This window comes from Kitasatospora sp. NPDC088861 (assembly GCF_044750105.1).
Lineage (GTDB): Bacteria > Actinomycetota > Actinomycetes > Streptomycetales > Streptomycetaceae > Kitasatospora.
The window spans coordinates 103,471-121,790 of the sequence record NZ_JBIVJF010000019.1; the positions used below are offsets into that span (position 1 = coordinate 103,471).

Consider the following 18,320-nt stretch of genomic DNA (forward strand, 5'->3'; position numbering starts at 1 on the left):
TTAGCCCGCCGCCCAGGCCAGGGCGGTGGTCAGCACCCGGAAAGCGCCGAAGTGCGCGGCGCCGGGCTCCAGGAAGAGCTCGGCGCCGGGGATGTGGTCGCCCAGCCAGCGGGAGTGCTCGACCGGGGAGAACTGGTCGTCGGTGCCGTGCCACAGCCAGCTCGGCACCGCGATGTCCTCGACCTTGAACCCCCAGTCGGCGGTGAACGCCAGCACGTCGTCGATCCAGCCGTCCGCGCCGTGCCGGAACGCCTCCCGGTAGTTGCTCTGCAGCATCCGCCGCAGCCCGCTGTCGGCCACCACCTCCCGGTCGGCGGGCGACAGTTCGGGCCGCAGCCCGTTCAGCAGCCGGACCGGGTCGTCCTTGATCTGCCGGGAGCGGAACTCCATCGCGTCGGCGATCCGGCCGTGCCCGCGCTCCGCCTCCTGGTAGGCGTGCACGTTCGACGGGGTCATCCCGGCGTACCAGTCCAGGCCGGCCGCGTTGCGCGGCGCCAGGCCGACCAGCACCGCCACCCGGCTGACCCGCTCCGGCAGCAGCGCCGCGCAGGCCAGCGCGTGCGGGCCGCCGCCGGAGCGGCCGAGCACCGCGAAGCCGTCCAGCTTGAGGTCGTCCGCGATGGCCCGCACGTCGGCGGCCGCCGCGCTCACCCGGCGGCCGAACTGGCGGGTCGAGTCGCCGTAGCCGGGCCGGTCGTAGGAGATCAGCCGCACCCCCAGCCGGTACAGCACGGTGCTGCGCGGGTGCGGGCCCACCCGGCTGCCGGGCATGCCGTGCAGCAGGAACACCGGGCGGCCGCGCGGGTCGCCCAGGGATTCGACGGCGAGGGCGCGACCGTCCGGGGCCTTGACCATCCGTAACGACACCTGCGGCCTCCTCAGTGGTCCCGGTCGGTGGTGGTGCGGATCTCCCGGCGGGCCTGCCAGGTGGTGTGCTCGCGGGAGACCGCGTCCTCGGCGTCCCGGGCCAGCCGGGCCCAGAGCTCCTCGGCGTCCGCCGACTCCACGTCCAGCCGGGCCAGTTGGCGCCGGATGAGCTCCAGCTCGTCGGCGGCCAGCCCGTACGCGGCGGCCAGCGGGCGGTACTGGCGCAGCTGCGCCCACGCGGTGATCGAGGCGGCCACCGCCGAGACGGTGCCCAACGCGTCGTAGGTGAACGCGCCGAGCGCCCGCAGCACCGCGAGCACCAGCCCGAGCGCCGGGAGCACCACGCCCAGCACCCCCGCCAGGGCTCCGGCCCGGGCGCAGTACCGGGACTTGGCGCGGTACCAGTCGTGCTGCACCTGGATCCGCTCCCGCAGGTACACCTCGCGCCGCACCGCGAGCGGCTGCTCGCGCAGGTCGCGCATCGCCGCCGTGATCCCGGCGAGCTCCGCCCCGGCGCCCGGCGTGACCACCCGGCTGTCCCGGAAGGCGCCCAGCACCCCGCCGAGCTGGACGCGGTACAGGCCCTCCGCGTCCGGCAGGGTGTGCGGCGGCGGCTGGTAGGCGTCCGCCCGGACGGCGAACTTCCAGGCCAGCGTCTTGACCGACTCGGCGGCGGCCCGGCCCTCGTACCAGAGCCCCTGCGGGTTCTGCCGGCTGATCACCACCGCGAGGACGATCGCGCCGAGGTAGGCGGCGGCCGCCGGCCAGGCCCACGGCTCGCCGTCGGCCGAGCCGGTCGCGGCGGCGGCCACCAGCAGGAGCAGCTCCCAGGCGGAGAGCAGCACCGAACGCCGCTGGCCGCGCAGCGAGGCCGCGTCGGCGGCCCAGAAGAACCCGGGCAGCAGTTCCCGCTCGCGCACCCACCCCGTCCGTCCCGCCCCAGACGCCATGTCCGGCCCCCACCCGTCGCTCCGGTCGCACCGCCCTCCTGCCCCGGGCGGCTTCCCGGTACGCCTGGCCCGCCCCCGGGCCGCCCGCAATGGCCGGGATGCCCCGGTGGATTGTCCGGCCCGGGTACGTTCGGTGGGCGGGCGGACACCCTGCGTGGCCCGGCGTGCCCGTGGGCGCGACCGGTGGGCGTCAGTAGGTGTAGAGGATCCGGTCGGCGTTGTCGGCCATCTGCTTGGCGTTCCACTCGGTGCCGCCGGGGACGTTGCCGGAGCGGAACAGCGGCGGGGCCGCGGCGGTGCCCTCGGCCGCCGCGTCGGCCAGCCGGCCGACCGCCGAGGCGACCACGGCCTGCATGAGCGCGCTGGTCACGATGGTGGAGACCGGGCCGAAGGTGGTCTCGGCGGCCGGGTGGGTCAGCTCGCCGTCCCCGACCGCGATCTTGCTGTCCAGCACCACGTCGCAGTTGTCCTTCAGGTACGTGCCGGACGGGTGCGCCGGGGGCACCTCGCCCGGGTACGCCAGCGAGGTCACGCCGATCACCTTCAGGCCGCGGTCCCGGGCGTACCGGGCCAGCTCGACCGGCATCACCTGGCGGCCGGACAGCGAGATCACGAACAGCAGGTCGCCGGAGGCGGCCGGGGTCAGGTCCAGGGTGGTGGTGGCCAGGCCGGACACCCGCTCCAGCGCGCTGGCCAGCGGCGCGGGCATCACCGTCACCCCCGCCATCCCGGGGACGTTCAACAGGTTCATCGGGACCAGCCCGCCGGCCCGGTAGACCACGTCCTGGGCCGGCAGCGCGGAGTGCCCGGCGCCGAAGGTGAACACCCGGCGGCCCTCGGTGATCGCCTCGGCGAGCAGCGCCGCGGCGGCCTCGATGGCGTCGGCCTCCTCCTCCCGGACCCGCTGGAGATGGGCGATCGCGGCGTCGAAGTACCGGCCGACCAGGTCGTTCATCTGTTGCCTTCGCTCTCTGCCGGTGGGGGAGCCGGCCGGGTGGGGCGGGCCGGTCGGGTCCGGGCCGTCAGTGGAGAAAGCTACGGCGAGCACCGTGGCGCCCAGGCGGCACCGCTGTCAACAGGAACGAAAACCGGGACCCGGGGCCCTTGCGCGGGCCCGGTTGTCGGTGCAGTACGTCAGAATTGGCGGTGAGGACACCGAAGAACGGAGCCAGCGGCGATGTCTGGGCTGATCGACACCACTGAGATGTACCTTCGCACCATCCTGGAGCTGGAGGAGGAAGGCATCGTCCCGATGCGCGCCCGGATCGCCGAGCGACTGGAGCAGAGCGGCCCGACGGTCAGCCAGACGGTCGGCCGGATGGAGCGCGACGGGTTGTTGCAGGTGGCGGGGGACCGCCACCTCGAACTGACCGACGACGGGCGCCGGCTCGCCGTGCGCGTCATGCGCAAGCACCGCATCGCCGAGTGCCTGCTCGTCGACGTGATCGGACTGGAGTGGGAGCAGGTCCACGAGGAGGCCTGCCGCTGGGAGCACGTGATGAGCGAGACGGTCGAGCGAAAGGTGCTCGCCATGCTCGGCCACCCGACCCAGTCCCCGTACGGCAACCCGATCCCGGGCCTGGACGAGCTGGGCGACGCCAAGGCCGAGGGCGAGGGCTTCGACGCCGCGCTCGTCCCGCTGGACACCGTCAAGCCGGGTGACGGCGGCGCCAGCGTGGTGGTCCGCCGGATCGGCGAGCCGATCCAGACCGACGGCGAACTGATGCGCACGCTGCGCCGGGCCGGGATCCGGCCGGGCTCCACCGTGCGGGTCAGCGCCGGCGTCGGCGGCGTGCTGGTCGGCACCGGGGAGAACGCGGCGGAGCTGGGCAAGGACATCGCCCAGCACGTCTTCGTCGCCCAGGCCTGAGGAACGCGCCCCCCGGGCCCGGAGGAACGCTTCCGGGCCCGGGGAACGTGCTTCCCGGAACGACGCGAAGGGCCCGCTGCTCCCCGTGCAGCGGGCCCTTTCGCCTCCCCGTTCCCTCCCTGTCCCCTCCGTCCCTCCCATCCCCTCCGTTCCCTCCCGGCCCCTCCACCGCCTCGCCCGGCTTCCCCGTCCGAGCGCTCCCTCCGGCGTCCCCTCGCACCGCAATTCCTCCCCTCGGCCGATCATGGCAATCCTTGAGCGTTGTCACTCGTCCGGGGGGCTTTCGCCCATGGTCAGCGGGTACACGGAGGCCTTATCCGCACATGCGTGTGACGGGCCTCGCCTCCGGTGGGAGACAAGGCCCGTCAGCCGGGCGCGGGGTGTCGCGCGCTGCGCGCCCTCACCCGATAGGCGGAGGGCGGCCGTTCACGGGGTGGTGAATCGGGGCAGTGAATCGGGGCGGTTCACGAGGCCGTTCACGAGACGGTGAACCAGGGTGGTGAACCGCGGCGGTGAACCGCGGCGGTGAACCGTTGCCGCGCCCGTTCAGCGCACCGCTGCCGCCGGCTGGGCGGGCTGGGGGTGGGCGGCCGCGGGCGCCTCGCGTCCGCAGGCGTACGCGAGCGGGCTGATCAGCTCGGCGGCGTCGGGCAGCCAGCGGTTGAGCGCCGAGGGGGAGCGGGCCCACTGGGCGTAGCCGGTGCCGCCGATCCGGGAGGGCGGGGCGACCGTCCAGTCCCCTTCGCCGCGGGCCACCAGGTCCAGCCGACCGGGCGGCCAGCCGAGCTTGCGGAGCATCTCCGGCAGCTTGGCCGCGACCCCGGGCAGCACCAGGAAGTGCAGCCGCCGGCCGATCCGGCCGGGCGAGGCGGGCAGCACCGCGACCGGGCCCAGCTGGAGGTCCATCCGCTCCATCCGCGCCAGCGCCAGGCAGCCGGCCGTCTCCGGGACGTCCAGGACGTCGAAGGACCGGCCGGTGGGCAGCAGGATCGAGGCCTGCGGCCGCTCGGTCCACCAGCGCCGCACCGCCCCCGGCCCGGCGCTCGCCTTGCGGGCCCAGTCCGCGTCGAGCGGGTGGGCCCCCGGCAGCAGGCAGCGCCGGTCGCCGCAGGAGCAGCGGGCGGGCCCGTCGCCGTCGATCAGCCAGGCGCCGGGAGCGACCTCCCAGTGGCGGTTCTCGGCGTAGCCGACGGCTTCGATGAGCAGCGGGGGCAGTGCGGCGGTCTTGCCCTGGTCGGGGGAGTCGGGGATGTCTTCCACACGCTGCTCAACTACCGTGTGTGAGGCTGGTTACGGCCCGGCGCAAGCCGGTTGGGCGTATACCGGCAATGTCACCCGAACCGGTTACTCGACCGAGTTGAGGCGGGCGGAGGCAGGCGCAGTGGGGGCGCACAGGAGCATTTCCCAGGGCGCGTGGGGGGTGCGGATCGTCACCGTGGGTATCCCGCTGGCGTTGCTGATCGCTAACCTGGTGTCAGATTCCTTGGACGGTCGGACAGTCGGCAACAGATCAGCAGAATCGTCGCCCGCCGGCCGGGACCGGAGGGTGTGGGGAGGCGAAACCCAATGGCCGCAAGACCACTCGTCGCACGACAGCCCAACGAGCGTCTGCAGCAACTGATCCAGGAGGCCAGCTGCTCCAACGCCGGCCTGGCCCGGAGGGTCAACCTCTGCGGCGCCGAGCACGGTCTGGACCTGCGGTACGACAAGACCTCCGTCGCCCGCTGGCTGCGCGGGCAGCAGCCGCGCGGGCAGGCGCCGGCGGTGATCGCCGAGGCCCTCGGCCGCAAGCTCGGCCGCAGCGTGTCGGTCGAGGAGATCGGCATGGCCGACGGCAAGAACCTCAGCTCCGGTATCGGGCTCCAGTTCGCGCCGACCCTGAACGCCGCCCTGGAGCAGGTCTGCGAGCTCTGGCGCAGCGACGTCGGACGGCGGGACTTCCTGACCGGGGCCACGGTCGCGGCCTCCGCGCTGGTGGAGCCCAGCCGGGACTGGCTGATCACCCCGCCCGACCCGGTGGTGGCCCGCACCGGCGGCCCCCGGGTCGGCCCGACCGACGTGGCCGCGATCAAGGCCACCACCACGATGCTGGTCGACCTGGACCACCGCTTCGGCAGCGGTCACGTGCGCCCGGTGGTCGTGCACTACCTCAACTCGGTGGTCTCCAGCCTGCTCGGCGGGGCGTACCGGGACGAGACCGGGCGCCAACTCTTCGCCGCGGTGGCCCGGTTGACCGAACTGGCCGGATACATGGCGGTGGACACCGGCCAGCCCGGCCTGGCCCAGCGCTACTACATCCAGGCGCTCCGGCTCGCCCAGGCGGCCGACGACCGCGGCTACGGCGGCTACGTGCTGGCGGCGTCGATGAGCCACCTGGCGGCGACGCTCGGCAACCCGCGGGAGATCGCCCAGCTCGCCCGCGCCGCGCAGGAGGGCGCCCGGACGGTCGCCACCCCGACGGCGATGGCGATGTTCTACGCCGCCGAGGCCCGCGGCCACGCCCTGCTGGGGGACGCCCGCTCCTGCGAGGCGGTGTCGGCCAAGGCGCTGGAGATGATGGAGAAGCGCCGCCCGGAGGACGACCCGGACTGGATCGTCCACTTCGACGACGCCTACCTGTCGGACGAACTGGCCCACTGCCACCGGGACTTGGAGCAGGCCGGCCAGGCCGAGCACTACGCCCGCCGGGCGCTCGACCTGCACCCGCCGACCCGGGTCCGCCGCCGCGCGGTGGACCTCGTCCTGCTCGCCACCGCCCAGTTGCAGCAGCGGGACCTCGAACGCGCCTGTGAGACGGGCGCGCAGGCGGTCCGGTTGCTGAGCGGGCTGCGGTCCAACCGGGGCGTGGAGTACCTGGACGAGTTCCGGCGCAGGCTGGAGCCCTACCGGGAGCAGCGGGTGGTCCGCGAGTTCCACGCCCGGGCGGATGCGGAGGCCGCCTAGTGTCGCGCCCGGGGCACCAGGGCGGGTCCAAGGCCCCGGGCCCCGGCGGGGCGGCGTGAGGGGAGCGTGAGGGATGTCCCGCCCGCGTGGTCACCCGGTTCGGCGAACCGGTAGCGTGGGCGTGACGTCCAAGGAACTGTGATGCCCCCAAGAACCGACGAGATGTGGTCCGCCGTCAGCGCGCGGTCGTGCACAGGTGAGGAATCGCGTTGAGCCAGCGCCGCTCGTACCCCAACTCGGGTGACTTCAACCTGGACGACCTGTTCCGCCCCGAGCCCGGCCAGACCCAGGGCGGCGCGCCGGGCCAGCCGCAGGGTCACCCCCAGGGCCACCCGCAGGGGCAGACGGGCGTGCCGCCGGTGGGGCAGCCGTCCGGGCAGCCGGAGTACCTCGGCGAGGGCGGGCACGCGCGGCCGACCCAGGCCATGCCGGCCCAGCCCGCCCCGTGGGCCGGCGCTCCGCAGCCCGGTTACGGCGTCCCGCAGCACGAGCCGGCGCCGGAGACGCAGCACCTCCCGCCGTACCCGGGCGCGGACCCGTACGCGGGCGGGTACCCCACGGGCCAGTCCCAGGCCGGCTACCCGCAGCAGCCCGGCCCGGGCGGCTACCAGGGCTACTCGCAGGCCGGGCAGCCGCCGCCGGCGCCGGCCTACCCCGGTCAGGACTACGGGCAGAACTACGGCCAGGGCTACGGGCAGGACCACGGGCACGGGCAGGGCTACGCCCAGGACCACGGGCAGGGCTTCGACACCACCCAGGCGGGCGCGCAGGCTCCGGCCGCCCGGGGCGGCCGCCCGTCCAACAAGCTGATCATCGGTGGGGTGGTGGCCGGTTTCGCGGTGGCCGGCATCCTGGTCGCCGTCCTGGTGAACGGGGACGACACCACCCCCGCCGCCGACGCCAAGAAGACCCTCCCGGTGGCCGCCACCGGCAGCGCCACCCCCGGCACGGCGAGCGCGAGCAGCTCGGGCACCACCGTCGACCCGGCGGTCAAGGCCCAGGCGCAGCCGCTGTCGGACCTGCTCGGCACCGCGAGCGACAGCCGCTCGGCGGTGGTCGGCGCGGTCGCCGCGGTGCAGAAGTGCGACAAGCTGCCCGAGTCGCAGCAGGCGCTCACCGGCGCGGCCGGCAAGCGGCGCGAACTCCAGACCAAGCTCGGCCAGCTGAAGGCCGACAAGCTGCCCGGCGGCCAGCAGCTGGTCGAGCAGCTCAATGCGGCGTGGACCGCCTCCGCGCAGGCCGACGACGAGTACGCGGCCTGGGCCGGGGACTCACAGGCGCCCGGCGCCTGTGACCCCAAGAAGCTGGACAACCAGCACTACAAGAACGCCGTCCAGGCCAGCGGCACGGCGACCACCGCGAAGAAGCAGGCCTCGACCCTGTGGAACGCGATCGCCACCCAGACCGGCCTGCCCAGCCGCAGCGACGGCGACCTGTAGGACGGACGGGGGAACGGGCCCGCCGGCCCGCCCCTTCGTCGTCCGTCCCCCTGTCGTCCGTGCTGCGTCGGCTGTCCTTCACCGGCCGTCCTGCGCCGCCCGGGCGTCACGCCGGCGGGCGGCCCCCGGTGAGCACCCAGCGGATGTCCACGAAGCCCGGCTGCTGGAGGGTCATCCGGCCGCCCTTGACCACCTGGTAGGTGACCCAGGTGTTCACCAGCCGCGGGGATTCGGTGCTGGGCAGCATGTTGGGGGTGCCCCAGTTCAGTGGCGGGGTGAGGCCGACGTCGATGCTCTCGCCGCTGTCCAGCAGCCCGGTGACGGTCTTCTCGGTGACCTGCCGGCCGGACGCCGCGACCTTCTCGGCGACCAGCCGGAACACCTCGTACGCGACCCAGGTGGTCTGCACGCCGGGATCGGAGACGTCGATGGTGTGGCTGCCGGTGGTGTCGGCGCGCACCACCGCGCGCAGCCCGTCCCAGACCTTCGCCGACTCCGGCGGGTACCAGCTGGTGACGTAGGTGCCGGCCAGTGGGCCGGAGTCGCCGCCGGTGGAGTCGACCACCGACTGCTGCACGCTGCCGATCACCGAGGCGAACCGGGTGTTCCTCGGGTTCAGCCGACGGTAGGAGTCCAGCAGGTTGCCGGTCGGCTCGGCGGCGAGGGCGCTGGTGACGCAGTTCGCCGCTTCGTCCCTGCCGATCGCCTTGCGGGCCACCGCCGTGTAGTCGGTGGACTGCTCGGGCGCCTTGACGTCGAGCAGCTTGATGCCGGCCGGCTTGAGCGCGTTGGCCAGGTAGCCGAGCAGGTTGTCGCCGGACGGGGTGTCCGGGCGGACGAGTGCGACGGCCTTGCAGCCGGCTTCGACCAGCTGACGGCCGCTGCCGCCGATCAGTGCGGGCATGCCGCCGTCCACCGGGTACGAGAGCGGGCTGCTGAACTCGGGCTGGGAGAGCCCGTAGCCGCCGATCAGGGGGATGCCGGCGCGCTCCAGGACGGGCATGAAGTCGAAGCCGTACTGGCTGTAGGAGCCGATCACGGCGACCGCCTTGGCGTCCACCGCCCGCTGGGCGCAGGCCTTGGCGCCTTCGGAGGTGTTGTGCTCGTTGCAGGTGAGCACCTGAAGCCGGCGGCCGTTCAGTCCGCCCTTGAGGTTGACGTCCCGGCCGATCGCCTCGGCGAGCGCGGTCATGCCGGGCCGGTCGGCGGAGCCGGTGCCGGACGGGGACCAGGTCATCACGGTGAGGTCGCCGCCGTTGGTGGAGGCATCGGCCGGTCCGCCGCACGCGGAGGCCGAGAAGAGGGTGGGGAACAGGGCCGCGGCGGTGGCGGCCGCGGCGATCGGGCGGCGGCGGCGCCGCGCGAACTGGTGCCGGGGCTGGAACGGGTCCCTTCGGCTGGTCATCGGTCTTCCCTCTCTGGGGCGCCATCCGGCGCACCGGAGCAAGCCAAGCCCCGGCGCCACACGCCGAGAGGGCCGAAGTACGAACGGCCGGGTAACGGGAGCTGAAATCAGGCGGGGTACGCGTGTAGATCGGGAGTGGAGTACGAACGGACAGGGAACGTACGATCGTTCTCCATGTCCGCCAGCACAGATTCTTCGCATCGGTCTGCCCGAAACACTTCTCGTCCGGGCCACCGCTCCAGCACGATGAACGGCATGCCGCTCAACGACCTGCCCTGGTGGCGCTGGCGAGCCCGACTGCGCTCGGCGCTGCACATGTTGTCCGACCCCGGTTTCCAGCAGGAGACCTGGCTGAACGGCCGGGAGGGGTACGGCGACGTGACCGACGCCGTCTACCGGCTGGTCGAGGACACCTGGCTGGACCACTGGTCGGCCGAGAAGTACGTGGGCACGATCTTCCGCGACTCCGCCGAGGCCGCCCTGGTCGATGTCGCGGTGCTGCGGGTGGTCCAGCTGCTGCACGAGGTCGGCGCGGACGCCCACGCCTCCGCCTACTTCGGCCACCCCGGCTGGCCGGAGGCGGTCCGGGCCGCGCGCGAGGCGCACGTCGCGCTGGCGGTGAACGACGGGGACGACCCGGACGCGGCGCCCAAGTCGCTGGACGTGCTGCGCATCCTCACCCGAGTCTGAGCCCGGGTCTGAGCCCGGGCCGACGGCGGGGCCGCCGGCCGGGTATCCGGTCGGGCCGCTGAGCAGTGCCGTCCCGCAGTACGGGCAGCGGGGCGGCGGCTGTCCAGGATGTGACACGCTGGACCACCCACGAACGCCACGACCTCAGGACGGGATACCCCCAGTGGACCAGCAGCCGGCCAGCGCCCAGTACGTCCTCACGCTGTCCTGCCCCGACAAGCAGGGCATCGTCCACGCCGTCTCCAGCTACCTCTTCATGACCGGCTGCAACATCATCGACAGCCAGCAGTTCGGCGACGGGGACAGCGGGCTGTTCTTCATGCGGGTGCACTTCTCCGCCGCCGAGCCGGTCACCGCCGACAAGCTGCGGGCCAGCTTCGCGGCGATCGGGGCCTCGTTCGGGATGGACTGGCAGATCCACCCGACCGAGCAGCGGATGCGGATCGTCCTCATGGTCAGCAAGTTCGGGCACTGCCTGAACGACCTGCTCTACCGCACCCGGATCGGTGCCCTGCCGGTGGAGATCGCCGCGGTGGTGTCCAACCACACCGACCTGCGCGACCTGACCGAGAGCTACGGCGTCCCGTTCCACCACATCCCGGTCACCCGGGACACCAAGGCCGACGCCGAGCAGCAGCTGCTGGACCTGGTCGCCAAGGAGGACGTCGAGCTGGTCGTGCTGGCCCGCTACATGCAGGTGCTCTCGGACCAGCTGTGCACCGCGCTGTCCGGCCGGGTGATCAACATCCACCACTCCTTCCTGCCGAGCTTCAAGGGCGCCAAGCCCTACCACCAGGCGCACGCCCGGGGCGTGAAGCTGATCGGCGCCACCGCGCACTACGTCACCGCCGACCTCGACGAGGGCCCGATCATCGAGCAGGAGGTGGCCCGGGTGACCCACGACGTCACCCCGGACCAGCTGGTCGCGCTCGGCCGGGACGTCGAGTGCCAGGCGCTGGCCCGTGCGGTGAAGTGGCACAGCGAGCACCGGGTGCTGCTGAACGGCACCCGCACGGTGGTCTTCGCGTAGCGAGGCCGGGGCGGTCGGCAGTCGGTGTGGTTGCCGCCGTTGCCGCCGTTGCGGCGGCTGTGGCCGCTTACGGCCGCGACAGCAGCGGCAGGGCGTGCAGCACCTCGCGGATCGCGGCCCGGTCGCCGTGCTCGCCGACCGGCAGCCGGTCCGGATCGCGGTGCGCGGCGGCCAAGTGGCAGAGCTCCAGGCCGTCCAGCACCATCGAGGCCACCGGTTCGCCGCCGGACGGCCCCGACTCCGGTCCGTCCAGCGGTATCAGCCACTCGCCGGCCGCCGGGCCGTCGATCACCAGCCGCAGCCGCCGGCCCCGGCCCTGACCCTGGTCCGCCACGGGCGGGAGGGTCGGCGCCCCGGCGGGCTCGGGACGGGTGGCGCGGGCGGCACGCAGGTCGGCCAGTGCCCGCGGGACCATCCGGACCGCCAGGTCCACCATCTGCCGCAGGTGCTGGGGCGCCGGCGGGTCGTACGGGTAGGCGACCGCGCGGGCCACGTCCTCGCCGTGCACGTAGCACTCGAAGGCGCGGTCCACGAAGGCGTCGCGCAGCGGCAGCACGGCGAAGCCGTAGTCGACGGGGGTGTTGCCCTGCGGGGCGAGCGCGGCGGTGCGTACCAGGTCGTGGGTCTGCCGCCGCCACCGCTCCCGCACCGACTGCGGCGGGAGGCCGGCCTGGTCGGCGACCAGCCGGGCGGTGCGCTCGGCGATCCCGGCGTACGGCCCGCCCTGCGGCGGGACCCGGGGCGGGAGCAGGGGCGGGATCCGGAGCGCCGGCGGCCGCGCGGCCGGCTCCTGCGGCGGCACCCGCCGGGCGGCCGGGGCCGGTGCGGCGCCCGGGCCGGCCGGCACCGGGTCGGGCAGGCCGAGGGCGAGCGCCAGATAGCCGTCCACGGCGGCGAGGTGGCACAGCACCTCGGCCGGGCGCAGCCGCCCGGTGCCGCCGTGCCACGGCAGGTCGGCCACCTCCTGCCACTCCTCCGGGCCGAGGTCGCGCAGCAGCGCGTCGAGCTTGGCCGTCTCCGCGGTGTACGGCATGCCCCAGGCGGGGACGGGCAGTTCGGCCGGGCGGCGGGCCAGGCACCAGTCGAGCACCTGCTGGCGCAGCGAGTTGGGCTGGTCCAGCGGCTCGTCCAGGGCGAGCCAGCCCGCCGCCTCGCGCAGCCGGGCGGCCTCCTCGGCGCACTCCGGGCAGGTGCGCAGGTGCCGCTCCAGCTCGGCGGCGTCATGGCTCGGGCAGGCGCCGAGGGCCCAGGCGCCGAGCAGCGAGCGCAGGGCGTCGTGCCGCTCCTCGGTGGTGGGCTCGCTCCGCTCGCTCATGCGCCCCTGTCCCCGTCGTCCCTGTCGCCCGCGTCGTCCGTGTCTTCCCGGCCGTCCTCGCGGCCGTGCCGTTCGTCGTGGCGGGCGCGCTCCTCGGCCAGTTCGGTGGCCAGCAGTTCCAGGCCGAGCCGCATCCGCTGCTTGGCGGCCTGCTCGCTGATGCCGAGCAGCCGGGCCGTCTCCTGGTAGGTGCGGCCGTCGTAGTACGTCACCGCGATGGTCTCACGCAGGGGTTGGGGCAGGGAGTCCACCACGTACTGCATGCGCGCGGCGGTGGCCACGGCGCGGATCTCCGCCTCGGCCGCGCCCTCGCTGCCTCCCGGTCCGTCAAGCCCGCTGCCCGGGCCGCCCGGTACCCGCTCGGCGGCCCGCCGCGCCCGCAGCCGGTCGACCGCGCGGCGGTGGGTGAGCGCGCCGAGCCAGGAGCGCAGCGAGCCCTGGGCGGGGTCGAAGTCCTCGGGGTGCTCCCAGACCTGGGCGAATATCTCCCGGGTGAGCTGGGCGGCGGCGGCCTGGTCGGCGAGTATCCGCCCGGCCAGTCCGTGCACCATCGGCGCGAGCTGGTCGTAGATCTCGCCGAGCGCGGTCTCCTCGCCGCGGGCGAGGCGGCGTTGGAGCTGCTCGTCCCAGCGCGGCGCGCGGTCGGGGGTGGCCATCGGGAACCAACCCTCCTGCCCGGGTTTCGCTGGCGTACCCAACGGTATCTTGCGGCCGGTCGGCGGCGGGAGCATTCCCCGAAGAACGGAACCCGGGCCCGCGGATCGTCGCCCGGGTCGCCAGCCGGATCGCCAACCGGGTCGTCGCCAGGTCGTCGCTCGGATCGGCGGCCCGTGCGCGGGGCGGTCCTTGGAGGCCACTGTTCGAAGGCCGTTGGACATATGTCGCACGGGTGGTTCGCGAGTGGCGGGCCGGGTGCGCGGGGCGTCCGGAGGTAGGTTCGCCACTGCGGGACCGGCGGGTCGGCCCGGGCCGGACGAGTGCCGGTACGAGGCTCGCGAGAGTGAACGGGACAGTATGCACTGCGCTGTCCCCCGATCGCTGGAATATGCCCGAAGCGCTTGCCGAGGTCCGTCCGCCCACTCATCCTGAGGCGTAATCGAGTCACGGCCAGTGCGCGACGGACGAGTTGGCCCGGACGGGACAGGTCGGGTGAGCGCCGGGCGGGAGCCCGGCCGAGGGCCCGGGTGGCACCGGGCGATGTGCGAGGGTTCGCCGGCTGGACGATCCGGCCCGATCGGGACGATGGCCGAACTGCGAGTGCGGGTGGTGGAGCGGTGCAGGTTCTTCAGGTACAGCTGGCGGTGCAGGCGGACCCCGCCGAGGTCGGCCGGGCCCGTCGGTGGGTGCGCTCGCGGCTGCTGAACCACGGGGTGGACCCGGACGCGCCGGTCGCCGAGACGGTGGTGCTGGTGGTCTCCGAGCTGGTGACCAACGCCGTGGTGCACACCGGGTGTCCGGCGGTGCTGCGGCTCTGTCTGCCGGTGGAGGAGGACCAGGCGGGCGGCGAGCCGGCCGGCCCGCTGCGGGTGGAGGTCGCCGACGCGAGCCGGACGGCCCCCGCCCCGCGGCACGCCGGGGCGGACGAGAACGCCACCAACGGGCGCGGCCTGGAGCTGGTCGAGCTGCTCTGCGAGCGCTGGGGCTGGTTCCCGGACGGCTCGGGCAAGCGGGTGTGGTGCGAGATCGGTGCGGACGCCCGGCCGGCGGACCCGCTGGCGGGCGTGGACTGGGCGGCGCTGGCGCAGTAGCGGCAGCGGCAGCCCCGGGGCCCGCTCGGTTCGCTGCCGATCCCGCCGGTGATCGCCGGCGGAGATCACCGGCCGAAAGTTGACGCAACCATTCCGAATTTCGGACTACCCATTGACGTGACGTATCCGACTGATCACGCTTGGGTGCGGCTCTCCGTCAGTGAGGGGACGCCGAGGGGACGCCCGAACGCCGCCGCGGTGCTGTTGTCCAGGGGGACCACGCCAGCAGGGGGGCCGTGGATCGCCGGTCGCGGGCGCTCCTTGGCGAGTGCGGAGGGCGCGGCGCGGGTTCAGGGCCCGTGCGTCGCGATTGGATGGTGGCCGGCCGCGCCGTGCTCGGGGTGCACGCGGCCGGCCGCCATCCGACCCGCCGTCATCCGGCGTCGCTTTCCGGCCACTCGGCCGAGAGCCGTCCGGTCGTGGATCGTCCGGAGTCGTCCGGAGTAGTCCGGGGCGGTTCGGAGCCGTCCACGGTCACCCGGGGTCACCCGGGGACGGTGCGGAAGGTACGCCGGTAGGCGCTCGGGGCGACGTCCAGCCGGTCGCGCAGTTGCAGCCGGAGCGAGGCGGCGGTGCCGAAACCGGACTCCCGGGCGACTTGGTCGATCGTCAGGTCGGTGCGCTCCAGCAGCTGCCGGGCCCGCTCGGTGCGCTGCACGGTGAGCCACTTCCCGGGGCTGGCGCCGGTCTCCTCGCGGAAGCGCCGGGTGAAGGTCCGCACGCTCATGCCCGCCCGGTCGGCGAGTCGGCGCAGCGCCAGCGGCTGGTCCAGGTGTTCCAGTGCCCACGCGCGTACGGCGGCGGTGCCGTGGCCGGTGGAGTCCACCGGGCTCGGGGCCTCGACGTACTGCTTCTGGCCGCCCTCGCGCCACGGCGGCACCAGGCAGCTGCGGGCCACCGCGTTGGCCACCGCGCTGCCGTGGTCGCGGCGGACCACGTGCAGGCACAGGTCCACCCCGGCGGCCACCCCGCCGGAGGTGAGGAGGTCGCCGTCGTCGGTGTAGAGCACGTCCGGGTCCAGCCGCACCTTCGGGTACAGCTCGGCGAAGCGCCGGGTGTAGCGCCAGTGGGTGGTGGCCGGGCGGCCGTCCAGCAGTCCGGCGGCGGCCAGCAGGAAGGAGCCGGTGCAGATCGACATCAGCCGGGTGCCGGGCCGGATCCGGCGCAGTGCGGCGGCCAGTTCGGGGGTGAAGGCGGTGTCGACGGTGGCCGTGCTCGCGTCGGCGGAGGCCGGGATCACCACCGTGTCGGCCCGCTCCAGCAGTTCCGGCCCGTGGTCGACGCTGATCCGGAAGTCCGCGCTGGTGGCGACCGGCCGGCCGTCCAGCGTGCAGGTGGCGATCTCGTAGAGCGGCCGTCCGGCCGGGTCCTTGGCGCCGCCGAAGATGCGGGCGGGGATGCCGAGTTCGAAGGCGATCACGCCGTCGAGGGCGAGTACCGCGACCAGGTGGGCCATGCCGTTCCCCTTCGGTGGTGCGGCCGCCCGGGCCGGTCGGGTCGGGGCGGCGGGTTGAGTCGGTTCGGTCGGCCGGTTCGGGCCAGTCCGGCCGGTTCGGGCCAGGGTACGCCGGGACCGTGGCCCGATTCTTGCGAAAGCTGTCATTCAGGCCACTCGTCGCGGCCGCGCCGCTTCGGGACACTCGTCCGCGTGACCGAACGCAACGCCTTCGCCCCCGCCCCCGCCCCCGCGCCCGCCCCCGAAGGACCCGTCCGCCCGGCCCGCCCGGCCCGCTTCCGGGTGCACTACGCCTGGGTGGTGGCCGGTGTCTCGCTGCTGGTCCTGCTCGGCTCGGCCGGCTTCCGGTCCACGCCCAGCCTGATGATGGACGCCCTGCACAACGAGTTCGGCTGGTCGCTCGGGACGATATCCAGCGCCACCTCCGTCAACCTGACCCTCTACGGCCTCACCGCCCCCTTCGCCGCCGCCCTGATGGACCGTTTCGGCGTGCGCCTGGTGGTGGTCTGCGCGCTGCTGACCATCTCGGTCGGTTCCGGGCTCACCATGCTGATGCGCGAGCCCTGGCAACTGGTGCTCTGCTGGGGCGTGCTGGTGGGCCTGGGCAGCGGCTCGATGGCCGGCGCCTTCGCCACCACCATCACCGGCCGCTGGTTCCAGGCGCGCCAGGGCCTGGTCACCGGCGTGCTGACGGCCGCCGGGGCAGCGGGAAACCTGGTCTTCCTGCCGGTCGGCGCCTGGCTGGTCGAGCACCACGGCTGGCGCTCGGCGGTGATCGTGGTCTCGCTCGCGGCCAGCGCGGTCGCCGTCCCCGTCCTGCTGCTGATGCGCGAGCGGCCCGCCGACCTCGGCCTGCTCCCGTACGGAGCGACCGAGGAGCCCCCGGCGCCCGCCGCCGACGGCCGCGCCCTGACCCGCTCGCTGCGGGTGCTGCGGGACGCTGCCCGGAGCCGGGCGTTCTGGCTGCTGTCCGGCTCCTTCGCGATCTGCGGCGCCACCACCGCCGGCCTGGTCGGCACCCACTTCATCCCGGCCGCCCACGACCACGGCATGCCGGTGACCACCGCGGCCGGTCTGCTCGCCATGATCGGCGTCTTCGACGTGATCGGCACCATCTTCAGCGGCTGGCTCACCGACCGGGTCGACTCCCGGATCCTGCTGGTCACCTACTACGGGCTGCGCGGGATCTCGCTGCTCCTGCTGCCGCAGCTGCTCGCAGGCTCGCTGCAGCCGCCGATCCTGGCCTTCGTCATCTTCTACGGCCTGGACTGGGTGGCCACCGTGCCGCCGACCGTCGCGCTGTGCCGCCGGCACTTCGGCGGGGACGCCCCGATCGTCTTCGGCTGGGTGCTGGCCAGCCACCAGATCGGTGCGGCCGTCGTCGCCGGGCTGGCGGGCCTGGCCCGCGACGCGCTCGGGAATTACGACCTCACCTGGTACGGCGCCGGCGCCCTGTGCGTGGTCGCCGTCGGGCTCTGCCTGGCGCTGCGCACCAGCCGGCCGGACCGCCCCGTCGTCCCGGCCCTCCCGTAGGGCGGGCTCCCAGTGCGGGCTCCCAAGGCGGGTCGGGGGCCTGTCGGACCGGAGAGCTAGGCTCCGCAGCCATGGCGCTCATCTTCACCCTGGACCCGAAGCTCGACCCGGACCTGCGCACCGCCGTCGTCCGGCTGTGGGCCGACGTCACCAACGCCGGCGGCGCGGTCGGCTTCGTGGCGCCGGTGACGGAGGACGAGGTCTGGGACACCGCCGACCACCAGTTCGCCGGGGTCGCGCCGGACGGCCCGGACCGGCTGCTGGTCGCCCACGAGAGTGACACCGGTCGGCTCGTCGGTGTCCTCTTCTTCGAGTCGATGCGGTTCGGCCTGATGGAGCACTGGCGGATGCTCAAGCGGGTCATGGTGCACCCCGACTGCCAGGGCCGCGGCTACGGCGTCCGGCTGCTCGCCGAGGCCGAGCGGATAGCCCGGGAGTGGGGCCTGGAGAGCCTGCGGCTGACCGCGCGCGGCGGCCAGGGCCTGGAGCGTTTCTACACCCGCTGCGGCTACCGGGAGGTCGGCCGGGTGCCGGCCGCGGTCCGGATCGCCCTAGGGGACGACCGCGACGAGATCACCATGTGGCTCGACCTGCGCTGATCCGCAGGACGGCCGGGAGGCGGCGGGCGGGGGGACGGGCGCCCCCTTCCCCGCGCCGCCCGTCAGGCATGCTTCACTGGGAGACCGGCCCCCGCCCAGACCAGTGAAAAGGATGTGTCCCGTGAGCAGCACCGGCCAGGAGAAGTCGCACGCCACGCTCCGCTACACCTCCCTGCGGGTCAGCATCTTCCTCGGCTGCCTGCTGGTCGCCCTGCTGCTCGGGCACTTCAAGATCATCCCGGTCAGCGGCCAGGCCGGAGTGATCTTCCTGTTCCTGCTGGCCGCGATCGCGTCCGCGCCGCTCAGCTACGTGCTGCTGAGCCGTCAGCGCGACGACATGTCCGCCCAGATCACCACCAAGGTCTCCGGCCTGCGCAGCCGTACCGCCGAGCGGATCGCCGCGCAGAACGCGGAGGAGGACGCCGTCGACGAGGCGGCCCGGACGGCCGCCGTCCGGCAGAGCTGACCCCGGCCG

The 18,320-nt window shown here is 74.1% G+C and carries 17 protein-coding genes; 9 read left to right on the plus strand and 8 right to left on the minus strand.

Translation table 11 applies throughout. From position 1 onward, the window contains the following. The 3 genes from ACIP37_RS27070 to ACIP37_RS27080 form a co-directional block, all read right to left on the minus strand. Nucleotides 1-855 carry an alpha/beta hydrolase gene (locus ACIP37_RS27070; protein ID WP_363585072.1) on the minus strand — a complete coding sequence of 285 codons (855 nt, stop codon included), beginning with the start codon at nt 853-855 and terminating at the stop codon, nt 1-3. A 23-nt stretch (nt 856-878) separates the two neighbouring features. Beyond that, on the minus strand, nt 879-1,787 hold the full coding sequence (locus tag ACIP37_RS27075; protein WP_363585002.1) for a DUF4231 domain-containing protein: 909 nt from the start codon (nt 1,785-1,787) through the stop codon (nt 879-881). Nucleotides 1,788-2,007: 220 nt separating this feature from the next. Further along, complete coding sequence (locus ACIP37_RS27080; RefSeq protein WP_363632121.1) at nt 2,008-2,772, minus strand: sugar isomerase domain-containing protein; 765 nt, start codon at nt 2,770-2,772, stop codon at nt 2,008-2,010. A gap of 222 nt (nt 2,773-2,994) precedes the next feature. On the opposite strand from ACIP37_RS27080, the gene ACIP37_RS27085 reads away from it, so the two are divergent. Then, nucleotides 2,995-3,687, plus strand: a complete 693-nt coding sequence (locus tag ACIP37_RS27085; RefSeq protein ID WP_350877579.1) for a metal-dependent transcriptional regulator — start codon at nt 2,995-2,997, stop codon at nt 3,685-3,687. A 546-nt stretch (nt 3,688-4,233) separates the two neighbouring features. On the opposite strand, the gene ACIP37_RS27090 is transcribed toward ACIP37_RS27085, so the two are convergent. After that, complete coding sequence (locus tag ACIP37_RS27090; RefSeq protein ID WP_371522710.1) at nt 4,234-4,938, minus strand: bifunctional DNA primase/polymerase; 705 nt, start codon at nt 4,936-4,938, stop codon at nt 4,234-4,236. Between the two features lie 315 nt (nt 4,939-5,253). Between ACIP37_RS27090 and ACIP37_RS27095 the strand changes: the two genes are divergently transcribed. Both ACIP37_RS27095 and ACIP37_RS27100 read left to right on the plus strand, forming a co-directional pair. Further along, entirely contained in the window at nt 5,254-6,630 is a 1,377-nt protein-coding gene (locus ACIP37_RS27095; protein WP_350877580.1) for a transcriptional regulator, read from the plus strand. A 209-nt stretch (nt 6,631-6,839) separates the two neighbouring features. Then, the gene (locus ACIP37_RS27100; RefSeq protein WP_363585008.1) at nt 6,840-8,069 is read left to right on the plus strand and encodes a hypothetical protein; all 1,230 of its coding nucleotides are present in this window, start codon (nt 6,840-6,842) and stop codon (nt 8,067-8,069) included. Nucleotides 8,070-8,175: 106 nt separating this feature from the next. Here the strand turns inward: ACIP37_RS27100 and ACIP37_RS27105 are convergent, their stop codons facing one another. Further along, a complete protein-coding gene (locus tag ACIP37_RS27105) occupies nt 8,176-9,474 on the minus strand; it encodes an ABC transporter substrate-binding protein (protein ID WP_363632123.1) in 1,299 nt (432 codons plus the stop codon). A gap of 174 nt (nt 9,475-9,648) precedes the next feature. On the opposite strand from ACIP37_RS27105, the gene ACIP37_RS27110 reads away from it, so the two are divergent. Both ACIP37_RS27110 and purU read left to right on the plus strand, forming a co-directional pair. Continuing rightward, nucleotides 9,649-10,164, plus strand: coding sequence for a hypothetical protein (locus tag ACIP37_RS27110; protein WP_079135686.1), 516 nt, complete (start codon nt 9,649-9,651; stop codon nt 10,162-10,164). A gap of 163 nt (nt 10,165-10,327) precedes the next feature. After that, nucleotides 10,328-11,194 (plus strand): formyltetrahydrofolate deformylase, encoded by an 867-nt coding sequence (purU, locus tag ACIP37_RS27115; protein WP_371517487.1) that lies wholly within the window; start codon nt 10,328-10,330, stop codon nt 11,192-11,194. 67 nt (nt 11,195-11,261) lie between these two features. Here the strand turns inward: purU and ACIP37_RS27120 are convergent, their stop codons facing one another. Both ACIP37_RS27120 and ACIP37_RS27125 read right to left on the minus strand, forming a co-directional pair. After that, the gene (locus tag ACIP37_RS27120) at nt 11,262-12,509 is read right to left on the minus strand and encodes a zf-HC2 domain-containing protein (protein WP_363632125.1); all 1,248 of its coding nucleotides are present in this window, start codon (nt 12,507-12,509) and stop codon (nt 11,262-11,264) included. After that, nucleotides 12,506-13,165 carry a sigma-70 family RNA polymerase sigma factor gene (locus tag ACIP37_RS27125; RefSeq protein WP_400808784.1) on the minus strand — a complete coding sequence of 220 codons (660 nt, stop codon included), beginning with the start codon at nt 13,163-13,165 and terminating at the stop codon, nt 12,506-12,508. Before ACIP37_RS27125 ends, ACIP37_RS27120 begins: the two co-directional genes overlap by 4 nt. 618 nt (nt 13,166-13,783) lie before the next feature. Between ACIP37_RS27125 and ACIP37_RS27130 the strand changes: the two genes are divergently transcribed. Further along, entirely contained in the window at nt 13,784-14,257 is a 474-nt protein-coding gene (locus ACIP37_RS27130; protein ID WP_063348164.1) for an ATP-binding protein, read from the plus strand. Nucleotides 14,258-14,741: 484 nt separating this feature from the next. Here ACIP37_RS27130 and ACIP37_RS27135 read toward each other — a convergent pair whose 3' ends face one another. Then, entirely contained in the window at nt 14,742-15,713 is a 972-nt protein-coding gene (locus ACIP37_RS27135; RefSeq protein WP_400808780.1) for a GlxA family transcriptional regulator, read from the minus strand. A 192-nt stretch (nt 15,714-15,905) separates the two neighbouring features. Here ACIP37_RS27135 and ACIP37_RS27140 point away from each other — a divergent pair, with 192 nt between their 5' ends. The 3 genes from ACIP37_RS27140 to ACIP37_RS27150 all read left to right on the plus strand — a co-directional run bounded on the left by ACIP37_RS27140 (nt 15,906) and on the right by ACIP37_RS27150 (nt 18,311). Next, nucleotides 15,906-17,246, plus strand: coding sequence for an MFS transporter (locus tag ACIP37_RS27140; RefSeq protein WP_400808778.1), 1,341 nt, complete (start codon nt 15,906-15,908; stop codon nt 17,244-17,246). Nucleotides 17,247-17,317: 71 nt separating this feature from the next. Continuing rightward, complete coding sequence (locus tag ACIP37_RS27145; RefSeq protein ID WP_400808776.1) at nt 17,318-17,845, plus strand: GNAT family N-acetyltransferase; 528 nt, start codon at nt 17,318-17,320, stop codon at nt 17,843-17,845. 121 nt (nt 17,846-17,966) lie between these two features. Continuing rightward, a complete protein-coding gene (locus ACIP37_RS27150; RefSeq protein ID WP_063348160.1) occupies nt 17,967-18,311 on the plus strand; it encodes a DUF4229 domain-containing protein in 345 nt (114 codons plus the stop codon). The last annotated feature ends 9 nt before the right edge of the window (nt 18,312-18,320 follow it).